Source organism: Vibrio sp. RE88 (assembly GCF_013113835.1).
Taxonomy (GTDB): Bacteria; Pseudomonadota; Gammaproteobacteria; order Enterobacterales; family Vibrionaceae; genus Vibrio.
In genome coordinates this window covers 267,446-284,201 of record NZ_VTYQ01000008.1, presented here as the reverse complement: position 1 = coordinate 284,201, position 16,756 = coordinate 267,446, and the positions used below count along the sequence as shown (strand labels likewise).

Sequence of the window (16,756 nt, the reverse complement as noted above, 5' to 3'; positions counted from 1 at the left end):
TGGTCACTTCGTTTCATTGAAACCTAATTTGAAACCGAAGTTTCTAATTGGATTATCATCAACGAGTGCCCACACAGATTGATAGGTTTATATTGTTAAAGAGCGTTCTTCTTTGTGACTCACATCACTTCGGAAGAGGCGGCCATTCTAGCGAGATAAACTGAAGTGTCAAACACTTTTTCAAATTTATTTCATTTTCTCTTTGGCCTATCGATTTGGCTTAGAACCCTTGTGAGCCCTGCCCTGTCGACAAGGAGGCATTATAGAGATCGGCATCACATTGGCAAGCGATATTTTGAAAAAATTGCAAAAATAACGCTTAACCGTCCAATATTCATCCAAAGCTTTATTTATCCCTATTTACTCATAATATGCTCATAGCTTAACCACAGAGTTATCCACATAACATAGCCTAAGGCGTATAAAAAAGACCGCCAAAGCGGTCTTTCTACACTAATGCTTCAAAATAAAGCTAAATACCTGAGCCATCTTGCTCGCTGTCATCCTCATGGAGCCCACATTCTCGTTTAAGACCAAAGAACCGAGTTTCTTCTTCACTCATTCCTGGTTCCCATTTCTTGGTTGTATGAGTGTCGCCAATCGATAAGTACCCTTCATCACGTAACGGGTGGTAAGGCAAACCATGTTGCTCTAGATAGTAGTGTACGTCTTTGTTTGTCCAATCAATGATAGGCAGAAACTTAAACACGCCATTTTGAATCGTCAGGATTGGCAGATTTGCTCGAGACTTAGATTGTTCACGGCGCAACCCTGAAAACCAAGTACCCACTCTAAGTTCATCCAAAGCGCGACGCATAGGTTCCACTTTGTTTAAACGATTGTACTTTTCAATTCCCTCTATACCTTGATCCCACAGTTTTCCATAACTTGCCTCCTGCCATGCTGCGCTCTGTTTTGCACGATAGACTTGCAGGTTAAGGTTAAGCTTTTCCGTGAGGTCATCAATAAACCGGTAAGTTTCAGGGAAGAGATAGCCAGTATCTGTCAATATGACCGGGATATCAGGCGTAGCCTGCGTAACCAAATGCAGCATCACCGCGGCCTGAATGCCAAAGCTTGAGGAAACAGCGTGTGTTCCTTCCAGATTTTCTATCGCCCAGGAGACTCTTTCCTGAGCCGTTAGCTTTTCGAGCTCTATGTTAATTTCCGCAAGACGGAGAATTTGCTCCGTCTTCGTTGCCGTTAAGAGCTCTGCTAACTTCGGTTTTGAAGCCACAGAGTTAAGCATAAAAGTCCCTCTTGGAAACAAACACTTCATCGATAATGCCAGCTCTGATCGTGAAGTCACCAAAGCACTCACCGTCGTTACGCTCTTTGGCCCATCTACCGACTAGCTGATCGATTTCTTCAAGAATCTGTTTATCTGTGATGTTTTCTTTATACATCTTAGGTACGCGTGTACCGCCACGGTTACCACCTAGGTGCAAGTTGTAACGGCCAGGTGCTTTACCTACCAGACCAATTTCCGCCAACATCGCACGGCCACAGCCATTCGGACAGCCTGTCACACGTAAGATAATGTTGTCTTCTTCTGGTAAGCCGTGCTTTTTGAGAATACCTTCAACGTCCGTAACAAACTCTGGCAAGAATCGTTCAGCCTCAGCCATTGCCAACGGACAAGTTGGGAACGCAACACACGCCATTGAATTCTTACGCTGCTCACTAACGGTTTCATCCATCAAACCATGCTCAACAGCGATTTTCTCAATTTTCTCTTTGTTGCTCTTGGAGACTCCAGCAACAATCAGGTTCTGGTTCGCCGTCATGCGGAAATCCCCTTTGTGGATTTTCGCTATCTCAGCCACACCTGTTTTAAGAGGCTTACCCGGATAATCCAGCAAGCGACCGTTTTCAATAAACAGAGTCAGGTGATGCTTTCCGTCGATTCCTTCGACCCAGCCAACTCGATCGCCACGTTCAGTAAACTCATACGGACGGCTTGCTTCAAACTCTACCCCAGCACGCTTTTCCACTTCTGCTTTGAAGACATCACTGCCCACTCGGTCAAGCGTGTATTTAGTTTTGGCATTTTTACGATTTGATCGGTTACCCCAATCACGCTGGGTAGTAACGACTGCCGCTGCAACATCTAGCGTTTTATCTAGAGGGATAAATCCGAAATCATCGGCACGTCTTGGGTAAGTAGATGTATCACCATGAGTCATGGCTAGGCCACCACCGACCAATACGTTAAAGCCCACCAGCTTGCCATCTTCAGCAATTGCGACAAAGTTAAGGTCATTCGCGTGTACATCGACATCATTTTGTGGCGGTATCACAACGGTAGTTTTGAACTTACGTGGTAAGTAGTTGCTACCCAGAATTGGTTCATCATCCTGGGTCGTCTCTACCTTATCACCATCCAACCAGATTTCTGCATACGCTTTGGTCTTTGGTAAAAGATGCTCACTGATCTTCTTCGCCCACTCATACGCTTCTTGGTGTAGCTCCGATTCAACCGGATTTGTAGTACACAATACATTACGGTTCACGTCACCCGCTGTTGCAATGGAGTCGATACCAATGCTGTTAAGCGTCTGATGCATCAATTTGATATTTGGCTTTAACACACCGTGGAACTGAAACGTCTGACGCGTCGTTAGACGAATACTTCCATACAGAGAATACTCTGTTGCAAACTTATCAATCGCTAACCACTGTTCCGGTTTAATAATCCCGCCCGGCATACGTGCACGTAACATCACGTTATGCAGTGGTTCCAACTTCTGTTTGGTACGCTCATTGCGGATATCACGATCGTCCTGCTGATACATTCCATGGAAACGAATCAGCTGGAAGTTATCTGCAGTAAAGCCACCAGTGATACGATCTTGCAGGTCTTGCTCAATCGTGCCACGTAAGAAATTACTTTCTCTTTTCAGGCGCTCGTTATCCGCAAGGGGCCCTAACTCTTTGCCCAAGACAACCTGTTTATTATTTTCGGTAGAAGCACTCATTAGTAAACATCCCTTTGATAACGTTTCGCTTTGCGGAGTTCGTTGATAAATTCTTCGGCATCATCACGTGATAGCTTGCCGTGCTGCTCTGCGACATGAATCAGCGCTTCATGAACATCTTTCGCCATGCGTGTCGCATCACCACAGACATAGATGTATGCCCCTTCCTGAATCCATTGCCATACTTGTTCAGCGTTTTCCAGAATGCGATGTTGCACGTAGACTTTTTCTGCTTGGTCGCGGCTGAAAGCCACATCAAGACGATTGAGCAAGCCAGACTTTAGGTACTTCTGCCATTCAACCTGATAGAGGAAATCTTGAGTAAAGGTGCGGTCACCGAAGAATAGCCAGTTCTTACCATCTGCTCCTCGGTCATCACGCTCTTGGATAAAGCTTCTGAACGGAGCAATACCAGTACCTGGGCCAATCATGATGACAGGCGTATTGTCATCTTGTGGTAGTTTGAAGTTATTGTTGTGCTCAACGAACACTTTCACTTCACCGCCCTCTTCTAAACGATGAGAAAGGAAGCTAGACGCACCACCAAAACGCTTTTCATCTCCCTTGTTATACTCAACAAGGCCAACCGTTAGATGGACTTCTTCGTCCACTTCACTCTGACTAGAAGCAATAGAATAGAGGCGAGGGGTCAATCGGCGCAGCAAACCAACCAATTCTTCAGCGGATAGTTTGGTTTTCTTCTCAGCCAGAACATCGACCACTTGGGTGTTGGTCGCATATTCGCGTAGCTTGTCTTTATCTTCCACCAGCTTGAGTAACTTCTTACTACCCGATAGCTCTGCAAATTTGCTGACAAGCTGAGGGTTTGCTGACGTTATCTCGTACTTACTTACCAACGCACTGTGGATGGAAATGCTCTCACCATCAACATCAACACTTTCCACACCCGACAGCCCTGCTTTGGCTAAGATCGCATTCGCGAGATCTGAGCTGTTCTCGAACCACACACCAAGTGCATCACCCGGCTGATATGTCAGGCCCGAACCATCCAAATCGATCTCGACATGGCGGACATCTTTACCTGAATCACGACCAGTAATCTTCTGGCTCGTGAGCAATGTTGCCGTGTAAGGGTTTTGCTTATTGTATGGCGAGTGACCCGGTGCCGCTTGACCGACTGGCAGTTGAACGATTTCCGCTTCAGTACCTGACGCTAATGCTTCTTTGACTTTATCCAGTGCGTTTTGACGCCACTCACTCGCTGGCGCTTCGTAATCAACATCACAGTCAATACGTTCAATAAATGAGGTCGCGCCAAGTTTAGATAGGTAAGAATCGAAATCTTTACCTGTCTGACAGAAGAATTCATAACTCGAGTCACCCAGACCAATCACACCGTATTTCAGGTTTGGTAACTTAGGCGCCTTCTTAGACTGAAGGAATTCATGCAGCTCAATCGCATTATCTGGTGCTTCACCTTCACCGTTGGTAGAGGCAACAATAATGACGTGCGTTTCCTTGGCGAGGTTCTTTCCTTTGTAATCGCTGGCATCAAACAGCTCGACAGCGATTCCTTGGGCCTTGGCTTCTTGCTCCAGAGCTTCAGCAACGCCTTTCGCGTTACCCGTCTGAGAAGCAAAGATAATAGAAAGCTTGCCTGCCGGTTTTGCGGCAACAGCCGCAGCTGCCTGACTAATAGGTGCAGCAGCACCAGTCGTTTGAGGCTGAGCTTGAGATAGCCCCCAAAAATAACCGCTGACCCACGCTAACTGTTGAGGTGACAGTTCTGAGACTGTTTGTTGTAGCGTATTCAGTTGTTGATCATTTAAAGGAGCTGCGATTGACGGTAGTTCTTGTGGTGTGTTTCCTTGAGAGGACACGTTCTTGTTCAAAGACATGGTCTCGACATCCCTATTCATTGCGTGATGATAGATTAACCACTCCCTTTAATAACAAGAAAGAATAGAAATGAATGTTTTATAACTTTTGGAATTAAAGAAAGCCGAAAGTTTAAGCAAGTTTGGCTACTTAGCCTCGACACGTACCTGCCTGAAGCCAACAGCCATCGCGGACTTTGAGGCCAAATCCAGATCCAGATAGTGGCACTCTTCCCCATGAGAATCAGTTAATAGCACAAAACCACCACGAGCATGGCGAAACTCAACAATCCAACTCCCTTCCTGAGCAGAAGGTTCAATGATGGCTTCAACTAACTGATTTTCTCTATAAAGATTTCTAAGTTCATTGATAGTCATGAGAATCCTTTCTCTGAAGTTATTGATAAGAACCCTTAATAAGCATGGTCGAAAGACAAAAAACTGCTAAAAGAAAAATGAAGATATAACGAATAGACATAAAAAAACGCCGCGATATTACGCAGCGTTTTTTGGAAATACTCTTGCAGTTTAGAAACTGTATTCAGCACCAAGGAAGAAACCGTTCGCCATGATAAAAGGCTTGCCTAGCGTGCTGTCTTCAAGGGTTGGCTTAAATTCATCAGACTCAAGATCAATCACTCGGTAGCCCCCGCGGAAAGTGACTGTGGAATTATTCAGTGGCATTCTATATTGCATACCTGCCATCAGATCAGTGCTCTTAATACCACTGCTATCACCAAAGTTCATTTCACCGATGATATCAAAGTTAGTGTCTGGCACTGTGATTTCAGCGTAACCATAGAATGCCCACAGCAGCTCGTTAAAATCTTTAGTTTGGCCAGTTTCTGCATTCTTGTACTTTGTATTACTCATATCGCTAAAGGTAATACCCGCATCAAAGTGCAATAGATCGTGTTCCATCACTTGGTAGTAGAGCGTCAGATCCAGCTTATCAAATGCCATGAACTCGTTGTCAACGCTGGCTGTTCTGATACGTGCATTCGGCACATACTTAATATCGTGCTCGATCGCCGCATAAATACTTGGAGTAACTTCTTTATCACGGCGGATTTCATTAACTTCTGTGTCCACCCACCATGCTTCAGCACCTACTTTTGCAACTACAGAATCTTCTGCCATTGCTGCTGAACTTGCCATCGACATCGCAGCTGCAGTCATAACCGCCAGTGCTGATTTGTTCATCTAATTTAGCTCCTGAGCTCATTGAGGTTCGAGATGTTGGAGCGATAGTATCACATTCTGCACAGCGGTTAATGTCAAATTCCTGCTCGGATTAACGGTGGCTATACACGTAGTTTTTGAAAAACCAAATACCCACAGCAATAACAATCAACCACGGGATAAGTTTAATCACCGCCCCGACCATACCGAGTAAAACCATCACCATCAAAGCAAAACCCGCCGCAGCAAACACCGTGAACATAGTAAGACCCGTCACCAGCAGCGTTGCAATAAAGACCAATACAAAGATGAGTTCAAACATATCTTTCTCCTTAGTTACCTTTCGCTTTGCAGAAAGTAAGCCAAGTCAAAGAAAAATACATAACTAACTGATTTTAATGAAATAAAAAAGAGACGCTTTATAAAGTGTCTCTTTCATTGATTATCTTGATTGGTGAAATTCACCTACTCGATGCCATCAGATGGTGAAATTTACACATTCAGCTCTTTAGGAATTTTACTCAGCGCCGTCTCTACAACTTCGATACCTGAACCAGGCTTGTGAGCATTCTCACTGATGTAACGACGCCATTGACGCGCCCCCGGCATATTCTGGAACAAGCCCAACATATGACGAGTAATGTGACCAAGATACGCCCCTTTCTCCAGCTGGCTTTCAATATACGGATACATCTCTTCCACAACTTGAGTACGCTTCTTAACAGGCTTATCTAATCCAAAGATCTGTTGATCAACCTCCGCCAGAATATAAGGATTCTGATAGGCTTCACGGCCAACCATAACGCCATCAAGGTGCGTCAAATGTTCTTTGGTGTCATCAAGTGTCTTAACGCCACCATTAATAGCAATATTAAGGTGCGCAAAATCTTTCTTCAGCTGGTAGGCACGCGGGTAATCGAGAGGTGGAATCTCACGGTTCTCTTTCGGGCTTAAGCCAGAAAGCCAAGCTTTGCGCGCGTGAATAGTAAATTGATCACAGCCCCCCTTCTCGGAAACAATCGATACAAAGTCGGTCAGAAACTCATACGAGTCTTGGTCATCGATACCGATACGGGTTTTCACCGTAACTGGCACATCCACCACGTCGCGCATTGCCGCAACACATTCTGCCACCAGCTGTGGTTCTGCCATCAGACATGCACCAAAGCGACCGTTTTGTACACGGTCAGACGGGCAGCCAACGTTGAGGTTGATTTCATCGTAGCCCCGCTCTTGCGCCAATTTCGCACACGTCGCCAAATCCTGAGGGTTTGAGCCACCTAACTGAAGTGCCACCGGATGCTCTTCTTGGTTATACGCAAGAAAATCACCTTTACCGTGAATAATCGCGCCCGTCGTCACCATTTCGGTATAGAGCAAAGTTTCGCTCGTCAGCAGTCGATGGAAGTAACGACAGTGTCTGTCAGTCCAATCGAGCATGGGTGCAATGGAAAAGCGGTTGGCCGCGTATTTACTAGTATTGTCAGGTTTCATAAGGTGTTACTCGAAATCTTACTACCACAGCTATATATGAATATTCACGCCCACAGATCATAGTAATCTTGCGCTAATGCGATACTCAGCATGGAGTGGTCAAAAATAATCCGGCGATTATACACAGAGAATCAAAAACATTCAGGAAAAAAGAACTCGCTAGAACCTACGAAAATAGAAGGGTTAGAGAGTTCGTACACCCGAACTCACACCAAAACAATCAGCACATCGTTAGACGGTTTTTGGCTGCGGTGCTGCCAAAGTCGAAAGTCACCATCTAAGAACGAGTAACCTAATCACACAGTAAGAAAAAAAGCTGGCCCAAAAGTGAGTTGGAGACCAGCACCGTTCCATGAAGCAAATGAAATGATTGACAAATTACCCATAGGGACCTTTATCGTAGATGAATAAAATATGAAATCAATTTCATATTTTATTTTTCCTGTTCATGTCGCAAGCTTTTGCGTACCACACCTAGATTTAGAGTAATTAGCCCACACCCACTACTCCAGATGTGTGATCTGGTTCAATCCTAACTATGCTTAAAATTCACGCAAAAAAAGCTGGCCCTTGGAGTTGGCAGCCAGCGTAAACGTTTGAATTGAAAATGAAAGATACATGAATGTTACAGTTTCATATCGTCCCGGTTAAGGACAGACGCAACCATACGGTAAGGAAAATATTAACTCAAGTGCATATGGAGGTATATCTGGCTCAGAAGCGATGTTTTTGCCGTTTTCACTACTCACCACACAAATTAGATAACATTTAACTGATTGAAAACATTAGACTAATAAAAACAAACTTATCTATTAAGGTTTTGAGAAATAACCACTTTTGAACTGTTCTCTACGCATTTCGTAAGATCGAAAATGGAGAGTGTACTGATAGGGTAATTTTCCAAATCCTGAGCAAGAGTTTATCGGCAAACTTGTACGTACATCACTGTTCAATCATTAGACTCATCTGATTAGCTGATTAACGCTGCAACTATTTATAAATATTCACTATTCTATCTGTTGAAACATATTAAGAGCGCATAGTAGAAGGATTTACTCGTATGGCCTCTGATCCATTAGACAAACCAACCATACTGGTGGTCGATGATATCCCAGACAATATCCATACTTTGTCTGGCATCCTTTCCGATGAATTTAAAATCAAAGCAGCCACCAGCGGCGCGAAAGCTCTCAAGATTGCCAACAGCTCTCCTCGGCCTCATTTGATCTTGCTCGATATCATGATGCCGGAAATGGACGGCTACGAAGTGTGCTCGATTCTAAAGTCCAACCCTTTGACTTCCGATATTCCCGTGATCTTTGTAACAGCCAAGGCAGAAGTGGTCGATGAGCAGAAAGGCTTCGAGATGGGAGCAGTCGACTACATTACCAAACCTGTCAGCCCACCAATCGTTAAGGCTCGGGTGAAAACACACATCGCGCTGTACGATCAAAACTTGGCGTTATCGGTTCAAGTGAAACAGAGAACCGAGCAATTGGAGCGCAGCCGCCTCGAAATCATTCAACGCCTGGGCCGAGCTGCGGAGTACAAAGACAATGAGACAGGCATGCACGTTGTCCGCATGAGTCATTACTCGCGCATTCTTGCTGAGCAGCTGGATGTCAGTAAACGCTGGGTCGAACTTGTCTTCCAGGCTTCTCCCATGCACGACATCGGAAAAATCGGTATCCCCGATAACATTTTAGGCAAGCCCGGTAAGCTAGATGGTGATGAGTGGACGGTGATGCAAAAGCACGTCAACTTCGGCGCAGACATTATCGGAGAAAGTGATTCACTGCTGCTACAAATGGCGAAAGAGATAGCTCTTTATCACCATGAAAAATGGGATGGCAGTGGCTACCCACATGGTACTCAAGGAGAAGCGATCCCTCTAAGTGCTCGCATTGTGGCCATTGCCGATGTGTTCGACGCTCTAACCAGTGAACGCCCTTACAAAAAAGCGTGGCCAGTTGAAGATGCTGTGGCATTGCTTGAAGAAGGCGCAGGGGCGCATTTTGACCCCAACTTAGTGCCCATTTTCATCAGCCAAATGGATGAAATCCTCAAAATCAAAGAATCCTTTAAAGACGAATTTTAAGTGCTTCGGCTAAGGTAGAGAATGAATCAAGTACAGAACTACGCGCTCGACTCTAAGCGCATTCTTACCGGCTTTGTTATTGCTTCTGTGATGTTACTGATTGCCGGTAGCATTGGCTGGATGAGCCTCAACCAGCGCTTTAATACGGTCGATCAGTACGCTAGTAATGCTCAGCTGTTATCAACCTTAGACAGCGTTAAGATGCTCGAACAAAGCTATATTCGTCTGCCTCAAGATGAGATCTCTGATGACATCTATCGCCAGATAGATAAAGCTCAGACGCTATCGGATGTCGTTATCGCTAATGGTATTGACGCACAGATTACCGACTTGTTAGCGGATTATCGCCAAGACTTTACCCAATACATAGCGCTGAATCAGAGTGAAACCACAACGCGCGAAGAAATGACCGTCATAGCTGAGCAAGCCGCCGATACGATTGATGTGATTCAACAATTGCATGAAGACTTTGTTGAAACCGGCATCATGAACATTGAAGAGTTGAGAGGCCAAGTCGATGAAGATTCGGATAATGCGATCCGCGCGCACTGGCTAGTTGGACTGATTGCGAATTCACAAAACCACCAGAAGTCTTACGTACTCACAAAAGACTCACGAGAGCTGAATCAGGCTCAGTTTGAGCTAAAAAAAATCGACCAACTTATTACTGTATTGGACGAGAGGCTGACTGAGCAAACCAGTGTGAACAAGCTGATTCTGGTCAACAACGCTAAAAATCGATACCTCACCTCACTTGTCCAGCTAAGAAGCTGGCCTAATATCGGCGAAAATCTTCAACAAAGCATTCTCAACCAAGTGAACCGCTCTGGAGATGAGCTGGCGCGCTCTGCCACTGACTTACGTAATCATCTTCAAGATATCCTCCGATCGTCACAGCAAGCGGTGTCCAGTACTCAGATTGCCATTAGTGAGCGACTGGCCGTCAGTTCTAATTTGCTTGTCCTCCAATCTTCGATCAGTGAAGCACAGCAACTGGATCGCGACTATTCATTGTCACTTTCCCCAACACGCCAGCAGGCCATTGCTGACCAAGTGAATGACTACCTCGAAAATTCTCTGCGCTTGTTGGATGGCTTGTCTGCTCAAGTCCCGACCGATGAAGAGAAGATCAACGTCGACAAGATCCAGATGCTGACCAACAGCTACTACACCTTATTTAACCAGTTAACCTCAGCACGCAGTATTACCTCACAACAGATCGCCCAGTTAGAAACAACGTACGACCAGCTGCAATCTTTCATTCAACCCGTTTACCAAGAGCAGCTCAATACGGTGGAAAATTCTGGTGCGATAGCCAGCTATTTGGCGATTGGGGGCGGTATCTTTGTAGTGACCTTGCTGCTACTGGGTTTGCTCGCCAATAAGTCTCACGCAGCACTGGAGCGCTTCGCCGATAAGCTGGCATTGGCAAGAGATGAAGCCGATGCAGCGAACAAAGCCAAATCCGATTTCTTGGCCAACATGAGCCACGAAATCCGTACACCGATGAATGCCATTATCGGTATGAGCTATCTTGCGCTCAAAACGGACCTCTCCAAAGCTCAACGTAACTACATTCAGAAAGTAAAGCTATCCGCCGATTCCTTGCTTGGGTTGATCAACGACATCTTGGACTTCTCAAAGATCGAAGCGGGCAAACTGGATATCGAAAACGTCGACTTCCACCTAGAGAATGTTCTCGACAATATTTCCAATCTCGTTGGTTTACGTGCATCCGAGCGCGGACTGGAATTATTGATCCACATTGATCGCGATGTTCCAACTGCATTAGTTGGCGATCCGCTACGCCTGGGGCAGATCCTAATTAACCTAGCCAACAACGCGGTGAAATTTACTGAACAAGGTGAGATCAAAGTCAGCATTGCTCTGGAGAAGAAAGACGGCAACGACATCACCCTCAAATTCTCGGTAACAGATAGCGGTATTGGCATGACGCCAGAGCAGTGCAATAAGCTGTTCAACAAGTTTACTCAGGCCGATAGTTCCACCACACGCAAATATGGCGGTACTGGCCTCGGGTTGGCAATCAGTAAAGAGCTTTGTCAGTTGATGGGCGGTGACATTGGGGTCACAAGTGAGCAAGGCAAAGGATCGACATTCACCTTTACCGTTCAATTAGGCGTCAGCCATGCATTGAAGCAAGAGCAATTGTTGGTACCAAAAGAACTCGGTCAGCTGAAAATCCTAGTGGTCGATGACAACGCCAGCGCGAGGCTGATTGTGGAAGATATTCTTGAATCTCTTCAGTTTGAAACCACCAGCGTCACCAATGTCGATAGCGCGCTTGATGAATTAGAAGAAGCCATCACCAACAAACAACCTTACGATCTGGTGATTTCTGACTGGCAGATGCCGGTCAAAGACGGTATCGATTTAGCGGAAATTATGTGGGACAGACTGGCTGAGCCTGATCAACCAAAACTCCTAATGCTGACGGCATATGGCCGTGAAGAGCTGACCGATGCCTTCATCAATCGCCAGCTAACTCCACCATCAATCCTAGATAAGCCAGTCACCTCTTCACATCTATTCGATGCCATAGTGACACTTTATGGTGTTGAAGGCAGTCGTATAAGCCGAAGTGATGTCGAAGAGCAAACACAATTGGCCAATGCCCAACAACTGGCTGGCGCACAGTTGCTTCTGGTCGAAGACAATGAGATTAACCAAGAGCTAGCTACTGAGTTACTTGAAGGTCAGCAAGTGCATGTCACTATCGCTGAAAATGGCCAGGTAGCGATCGACCTGTATAAGAGCCATGACTTCGATGGCATTTTAATGGACTGTCAGATGCCAGTCATGGATGGCTATGAAGCCACCGAATTTATTCGCCAAAAACTGGATGATAAACACATCCCAATCATCGCCATGACAGCTAACGTCATGGAACGCGATAAAGAAAAAGCCAAGAACGCGGGTATGAATGACATCATTGCGAAACCGATTGATGTCGGAGCGATGTTCAGTACTTTGGCAAAATGGATTACACCTAAACATCCACAACAACTGGTGACAGGAGCGGAACACTCTACTGGGCGAGTCCCCGACATTGCCGGTCTTGACATTACTTCAGGCCTAACCCGTGCGAGTGGTAATGCCGATTTGTACACCAAACTCATTCTGCGCTTTACCAGCACTTATGCCGATACCAACGCTGTGGAAACCGCTGTCACCGATGAAGACAGTGCTACACGCAAACGCAATATTCACTCTCTCAAAGGGGTTGCGGGCAATATAGGAGCGACTTCGCTGCACGAGCTTTGCCAAGAGCTGGAGCACGACAGCACAAATCAAGACTTACGCCAAAGAATGCTTAAATCGCTCACCGCACTGGTCGAGAATATCCACGCCAGCGAACTCCACAGTGAAAAGCCTGCGGTATCCTCCGCAAATGGGGTTTTCAATCAAGATTTGTTTGACCAGCTCAAGCAAGCTGTAGATGAAAACGACACTCAGGCACTGTCTATTATGGAAGATATTGCATCAAGCTCTTCGGTTGGGTTGTCTGAATCTGACTTCGCCCAGCTAAATAATGCGTTGGAAGAGTTTGATTTTGACTTAGGGCAGGAGATTTTATCCAACAGAGCGCACAAAGTGAGTAATACCAATGCGCCGTAGCAGTATCGTTTTATTAACAGATAAGGTAACTTATAACACTCAAAGCAGATCCAGTTACCGTAACCGCGATTCGATAGGTTAACTCACTGACTGTATTATCAGAAAATGCCTCTTGATAAACGAAATCCATCAAGAAATGGTATATTATTACTAAAGTCCAATGGTTATGGTGAAAAATTTGGACCACAAGCTAATAAAGCAGATTGAAGAAATGTGTGCAGCGCGGGGAGTAAGACTAACTCCTCAAAGAAAGAGGGTTTTTGAGCTAATTTGTTCCAGCCCTAAAGCATCAAGTGCATACGAATTACTGGAAGAGCTAAAGAAAAGTGAACCGCAAGCGAAGCCACCAACAGTGTATCGCGCACTCGACTTTCTCTTAGAGCAAGGGTTTATCCATCGTGTTGAATCCACCAACAGTTTTATTCAATGCAGCTCTTGCAATGCTCATAAGCACTACTCACATTTACTGATTTGCGACAAGTGCAGCAATGTTATTGAACTTCAAGATGATAGTTTGGTAGCCTTACTGAAGAATAACGCTGAAAAACATGGCTTTACGATCACAAACCACGTGATTGAATCTCATGGAGTTTGTCAGTCATGTTCAAATGAACAGACGGAATAAGAATAGAAGAAGATTATGCGCGCTGAATTTGTAAACCCGTTTTTAGCTTCTCTGATGAACGTTCTAAAAACGATGGCTTCTCTGGAATTGAAGCCACAGAAACCTCGAGTGAAAAAAGATGAGATTGCTCGCGGTGATGTTTCAGGTTTAATTGGGATGGTAGGTCAGCAGACACGCGGTTCTATGTCTATCACATTTGATGAAAATCTGGCTCTGGAAATCATGCAGAACATGTTAGGTGAACGCCCTAACGGTCTAAATGACGAAATTACCGACATGGTGGGTGAAATCACTAACATGGTCGCTGGTGGCGCAAAACGTATCCTTTCTGAAAGCGGCTTCGATTTCGATATGGCAACACCAATCGTAGTATCAGGCAAGGGCCACACTATCCGCCACAAATGTGAAGGCGCGATCATCATCATGCCATTCACATCTCAATGGGGTAACGCGTTTATCGAAATTTGTTTCGAATAAGTCGTACCTTGCAAATAAAGAAAAAGCTTCCCTTGGGAAGCTTTTTTGCTTTATGCAATGATGTTTCTTTGCTTGAGCGCGGTTAAGCAATCCTCCACCAACGCATCGATAGATTTCTCACCCGCAAGTAAGTCAATTTCAGGGGCTAGTGGCGCTTCATACTCAGAATCAATCCCAGTGAAATTAGCGATCTCTCCCGCACGAGCTTTTTTGTATAGCCCTTTAGGATCACGCTGTTCACACACTTCCAATGAAGTATTGACGAAGACTTCGAGGAACTCTCCGTCTGGCAGTAAATCTCTTACCAGTTGACGCTCTGCACGATGCGGTGAGATAAAAGCCGACAAAACAATTAAGCCCGCATCAGCCATCAGTTTGGCTAGCTCACCAATACGTCGGATGTTCTCACGGCGATCTTGCTCGGAGAAGCCTAGATCACTACACAAACCATGACGCACATTGTCACCATCGAGTAGATAAGTGTGATAACCCTGCTCTGCCAGTTTGTTTTCCAACGCTCCTGCAACCGTTGATTTCCCTGCGCCAGATAAACCTGTAAACCAAAGCACAACCGGTTTTTGTTGCTTTAGTTCGGCTCTGAAAGCCTTATCAATATTATGCTGATGCCAAACAATGTTTTCATCTTTGGCCGGCGTTTCCGTGGTCATAATTCTGTCCTTAAAACGGGAAAAATTGAGGAATCAAAGCCAATACCAGCACCGAGTAAACGATGGAGACTGGAATACCAACTCTGATGTAATCTGCAAGCTTATAGTTACCTACGCTGTAAACGAGCAAGTTGGTCTGATAACCATAAGGTGAAATAAAGCTGGCACTGGCACCAAACAGCACCGCCATAATGAATGGCATTGGGTCGACGCCATACCCCATTGCCATACTGTAGCCAAGCGGAAAGGCTAGTGCTGCAGCAGCATTATTGGTCACCAGCTCGGTCAGTATTAGGGTAAAAAGGTAAGTCGCGACCAAAGCTCCAAATGCCCCCCAACCATTGAATGTTTCCATAAACATCGCGCCCAATGTGGCGGACAAGCCAGAGGACATCATCAGCTGGGCGATGGATAAGGCAGAGCCGACAATCACAACAATATCGACAGGAAAACGACGTCTAAGCTCTCCCATCTGAATGACACCAAAAAACAGCGCCGCAAGAAGGAAAACCGACAAGCCTTTAATCAGTGGGAAGACGTTCAGCAATGCAGCAGCAATTACGCCTGCAAACCCGAGCAGCACTAGACTAGATTTATTCGCATCAAGGCGAGCGCTCGAATCCAAGTCATTCACCAAAACAAACTCTTTGCGGTGTGCCTTGCGTTCCTGCTCAAAACGTTTGCCTGGTACCAAGACTAAGGTATCACCGGCATTGAGTTCTATGTTACCCAACCCACCCTGCAACCTTTCATGGCCACGACGAATCGCGACCACAACCGCATCAAAGCGATCACGAAAATGACTGGATTTTAGGGTCTTGTTACAGAAGCTAGCTGAAGAGCTCACCACCACCTCAACAAAGCTCTGGCCGTTAAGGTGGTGCTGTCCAAACAGCGTCAGCCCTTGAATTTCCTGCAGTGTGGCAACACTTTCGATATCACCACAGAACAATAAGCGGTCTTTGGCCTGCAAAACAAAATCCGGTTCCACCGATGCCATGGTTTTGCCACCACGTATCACTTCTGCTAGGAACAGTTTTCTCAACGCACGCAGGTTGTTTTCACTGATACTTCGCCCCACCAAAGGTGAGCCCGGCTCCACAATCGCTTCAAGAAAATAAGGCAACTCTTCCTGATTTTGATCTTCATAGTTCGGAAGTAAATAGCTCAGAGGGATCAAGATCACCAGACCTGCTACCAGCACAGCCAATCCGATCATAGTTGGAGTAAAAAAGCCAAGACTTGGGAGTCCTGCATCTTCTACAAAGCTGTTAATGATCAAGTTGGTTGACGTACCGATCAAGGTCAATGTGCCGCCAAGAATTGCCGCATAAGAGAGTGGGATAAGCAGCTTAGAAGGAGCATGGGACTGGTTACGCTTGATAGCGCCGATCAAAGAGACAACCACAGCGGTATTGTTAGTGAACGACGATAGGAATGCTGTCGACAAACCAAGCTTCGCAACAACTGTACCAAGCTTGCCCGTCGATAAAGAACGACTGACCCAGCTGATCAGTCTGGTTTTTTCCAACGCGCTGGAGGCAAGAATCAGCAACACCAGCGTTAACAGAGAGGAATTAGTAAAGTTAGTGGCAACATCGCCAAGTTCAATCATGCCAGCGAGAAACGCTATGAACGCCGCGCCTGCAAATATAAAACTTGGCTTAATTCGTGTTGTGATCAGGCACGTAACGATACCCAACAACACTGCCAACACGAATCCTTGCTGCCACATCATACTCTACCTGCTCCGCTCG

The 16,756-nt window shown here is 45.6% G+C and carries 13 protein-coding genes; 4 read left to right on the top strand and 9 right to left on the bottom strand.

Features of this window, described 5'->3' with window-relative positions; all coding sequences use genetic code 11:
* Window positions 1-472 precede the first annotated feature (472 nt).
* The 7 genes from F0265_RS19575 to dusA form a co-directional block, all read right to left on the bottom strand.
* Entirely contained in the window at window positions 473-1,249 is a 777-nt protein-coding gene (locus tag F0265_RS19575) for a phosphoadenylyl-sulfate reductase (protein WP_171750080.1), read from the bottom strand.
* Window positions 1,242-2,978, bottom strand: a complete 1,737-nt coding sequence (gene cysI / locus F0265_RS19570; protein WP_171750079.1) for an assimilatory sulfite reductase (NADPH) hemoprotein subunit — start codon at window positions 2,976-2,978, stop codon at window positions 1,242-1,244. Before cysI ends, F0265_RS19575 begins: the two co-directional genes overlap by 8 nt.
* Window positions 2,978-4,837 (bottom strand): assimilatory sulfite reductase (NADPH) flavoprotein subunit, encoded by a 1,860-nt coding sequence (locus F0265_RS19565; protein ID WP_171750078.1) that lies wholly within the window; start codon window positions 4,835-4,837, stop codon window positions 2,978-2,980. The genes cysI and F0265_RS19565 overlap by 1 nt, the downstream gene beginning before the upstream one ends.
* A gap of 126 nt (window positions 4,838-4,963) precedes the next feature.
* Window positions 4,964-5,194, bottom strand: a complete 231-nt coding sequence (locus F0265_RS19560; protein ID WP_006963181.1) for a hypothetical protein — start codon at window positions 5,192-5,194, stop codon at window positions 4,964-4,966.
* 150 nt (window positions 5,195-5,344) lie between these two features.
* A complete protein-coding gene (locus F0265_RS19555; protein ID WP_021458505.1) occupies window positions 5,345-6,019 on the bottom strand; it encodes a TIGR04219 family outer membrane beta-barrel protein in 675 nt (224 codons plus the stop codon).
* 91 nt (window positions 6,020-6,110) lie between these two features.
* Window positions 6,111-6,320: an envelope stress response protein PspG gene (gene pspG, locus F0265_RS19550; RefSeq protein ID WP_006963183.1), complete on the bottom strand. Its 210-nt coding sequence runs from the start codon at window positions 6,318-6,320 to the stop codon at window positions 6,111-6,113.
* 170 nt (window positions 6,321-6,490) lie between these two features.
* Window positions 6,491-7,492, bottom strand: a complete 1,002-nt coding sequence (gene dusA, locus F0265_RS19545) for a tRNA dihydrouridine(20/20a) synthase DusA (protein ID WP_171750077.1) — start codon at window positions 7,490-7,492, stop codon at window positions 6,491-6,493.
* A 1,060-nt stretch (window positions 7,493-8,552) separates the two neighbouring features.
* Between dusA and F0265_RS19540 the strand changes: the two genes are divergently transcribed.
* The 4 genes from F0265_RS19540 to F0265_RS19525 all read left to right on the top strand — a co-directional run bounded on the left by F0265_RS19540 (window position 8,553) and on the right by F0265_RS19525 (window position 14,331).
* The gene (locus tag F0265_RS19540) at window positions 8,553-9,590 is read left to right on the top strand and encodes a two-component system response regulator (RefSeq protein WP_171750076.1); all 1,038 of its coding nucleotides are present in this window, start codon (window positions 8,553-8,555) and stop codon (window positions 9,588-9,590) included.
* A gap of 21 nt (window positions 9,591-9,611) precedes the next feature.
* On the top strand, window positions 9,612-13,229 hold the full coding sequence (locus tag F0265_RS19535; RefSeq protein WP_171750075.1) for a response regulator: 3,618 nt from the start codon (window positions 9,612-9,614) through the stop codon (window positions 13,227-13,229).
* Between the two features lie 166 nt (window positions 13,230-13,395).
* Entirely contained in the window at window positions 13,396-13,854 is a 459-nt protein-coding gene (gene zur, locus F0265_RS19530) for a zinc uptake transcriptional repressor Zur (RefSeq protein ID WP_029236218.1), read from the top strand.
* Between the two features lie 15 nt (window positions 13,855-13,869).
* Complete coding sequence (locus F0265_RS19525) at window positions 13,870-14,331, top strand: chemotaxis protein CheX (protein ID WP_006963190.1); 462 nt, start codon at window positions 13,870-13,872, stop codon at window positions 14,329-14,331.
* A gap of 50 nt (window positions 14,332-14,381) precedes the next feature.
* On the opposite strand, the gene cysC is transcribed toward F0265_RS19525, so the two are convergent.
* Both cysC and F0265_RS19515 read right to left on the bottom strand, forming a co-directional pair.
* Complete coding sequence (cysC, locus tag F0265_RS19520; protein WP_006963191.1) at window positions 14,382-14,999, bottom strand: adenylyl-sulfate kinase; 618 nt, start codon at window positions 14,997-14,999, stop codon at window positions 14,382-14,384.
* Window positions 15,000-15,009: 10 nt separating this feature from the next.
* Entirely contained in the window at window positions 15,010-16,734 is a 1,725-nt protein-coding gene (locus F0265_RS19515) for an SLC13 family permease (RefSeq protein WP_171750084.1), read from the bottom strand.
* Window positions 16,735-16,756 lie beyond the last annotated feature (22 nt).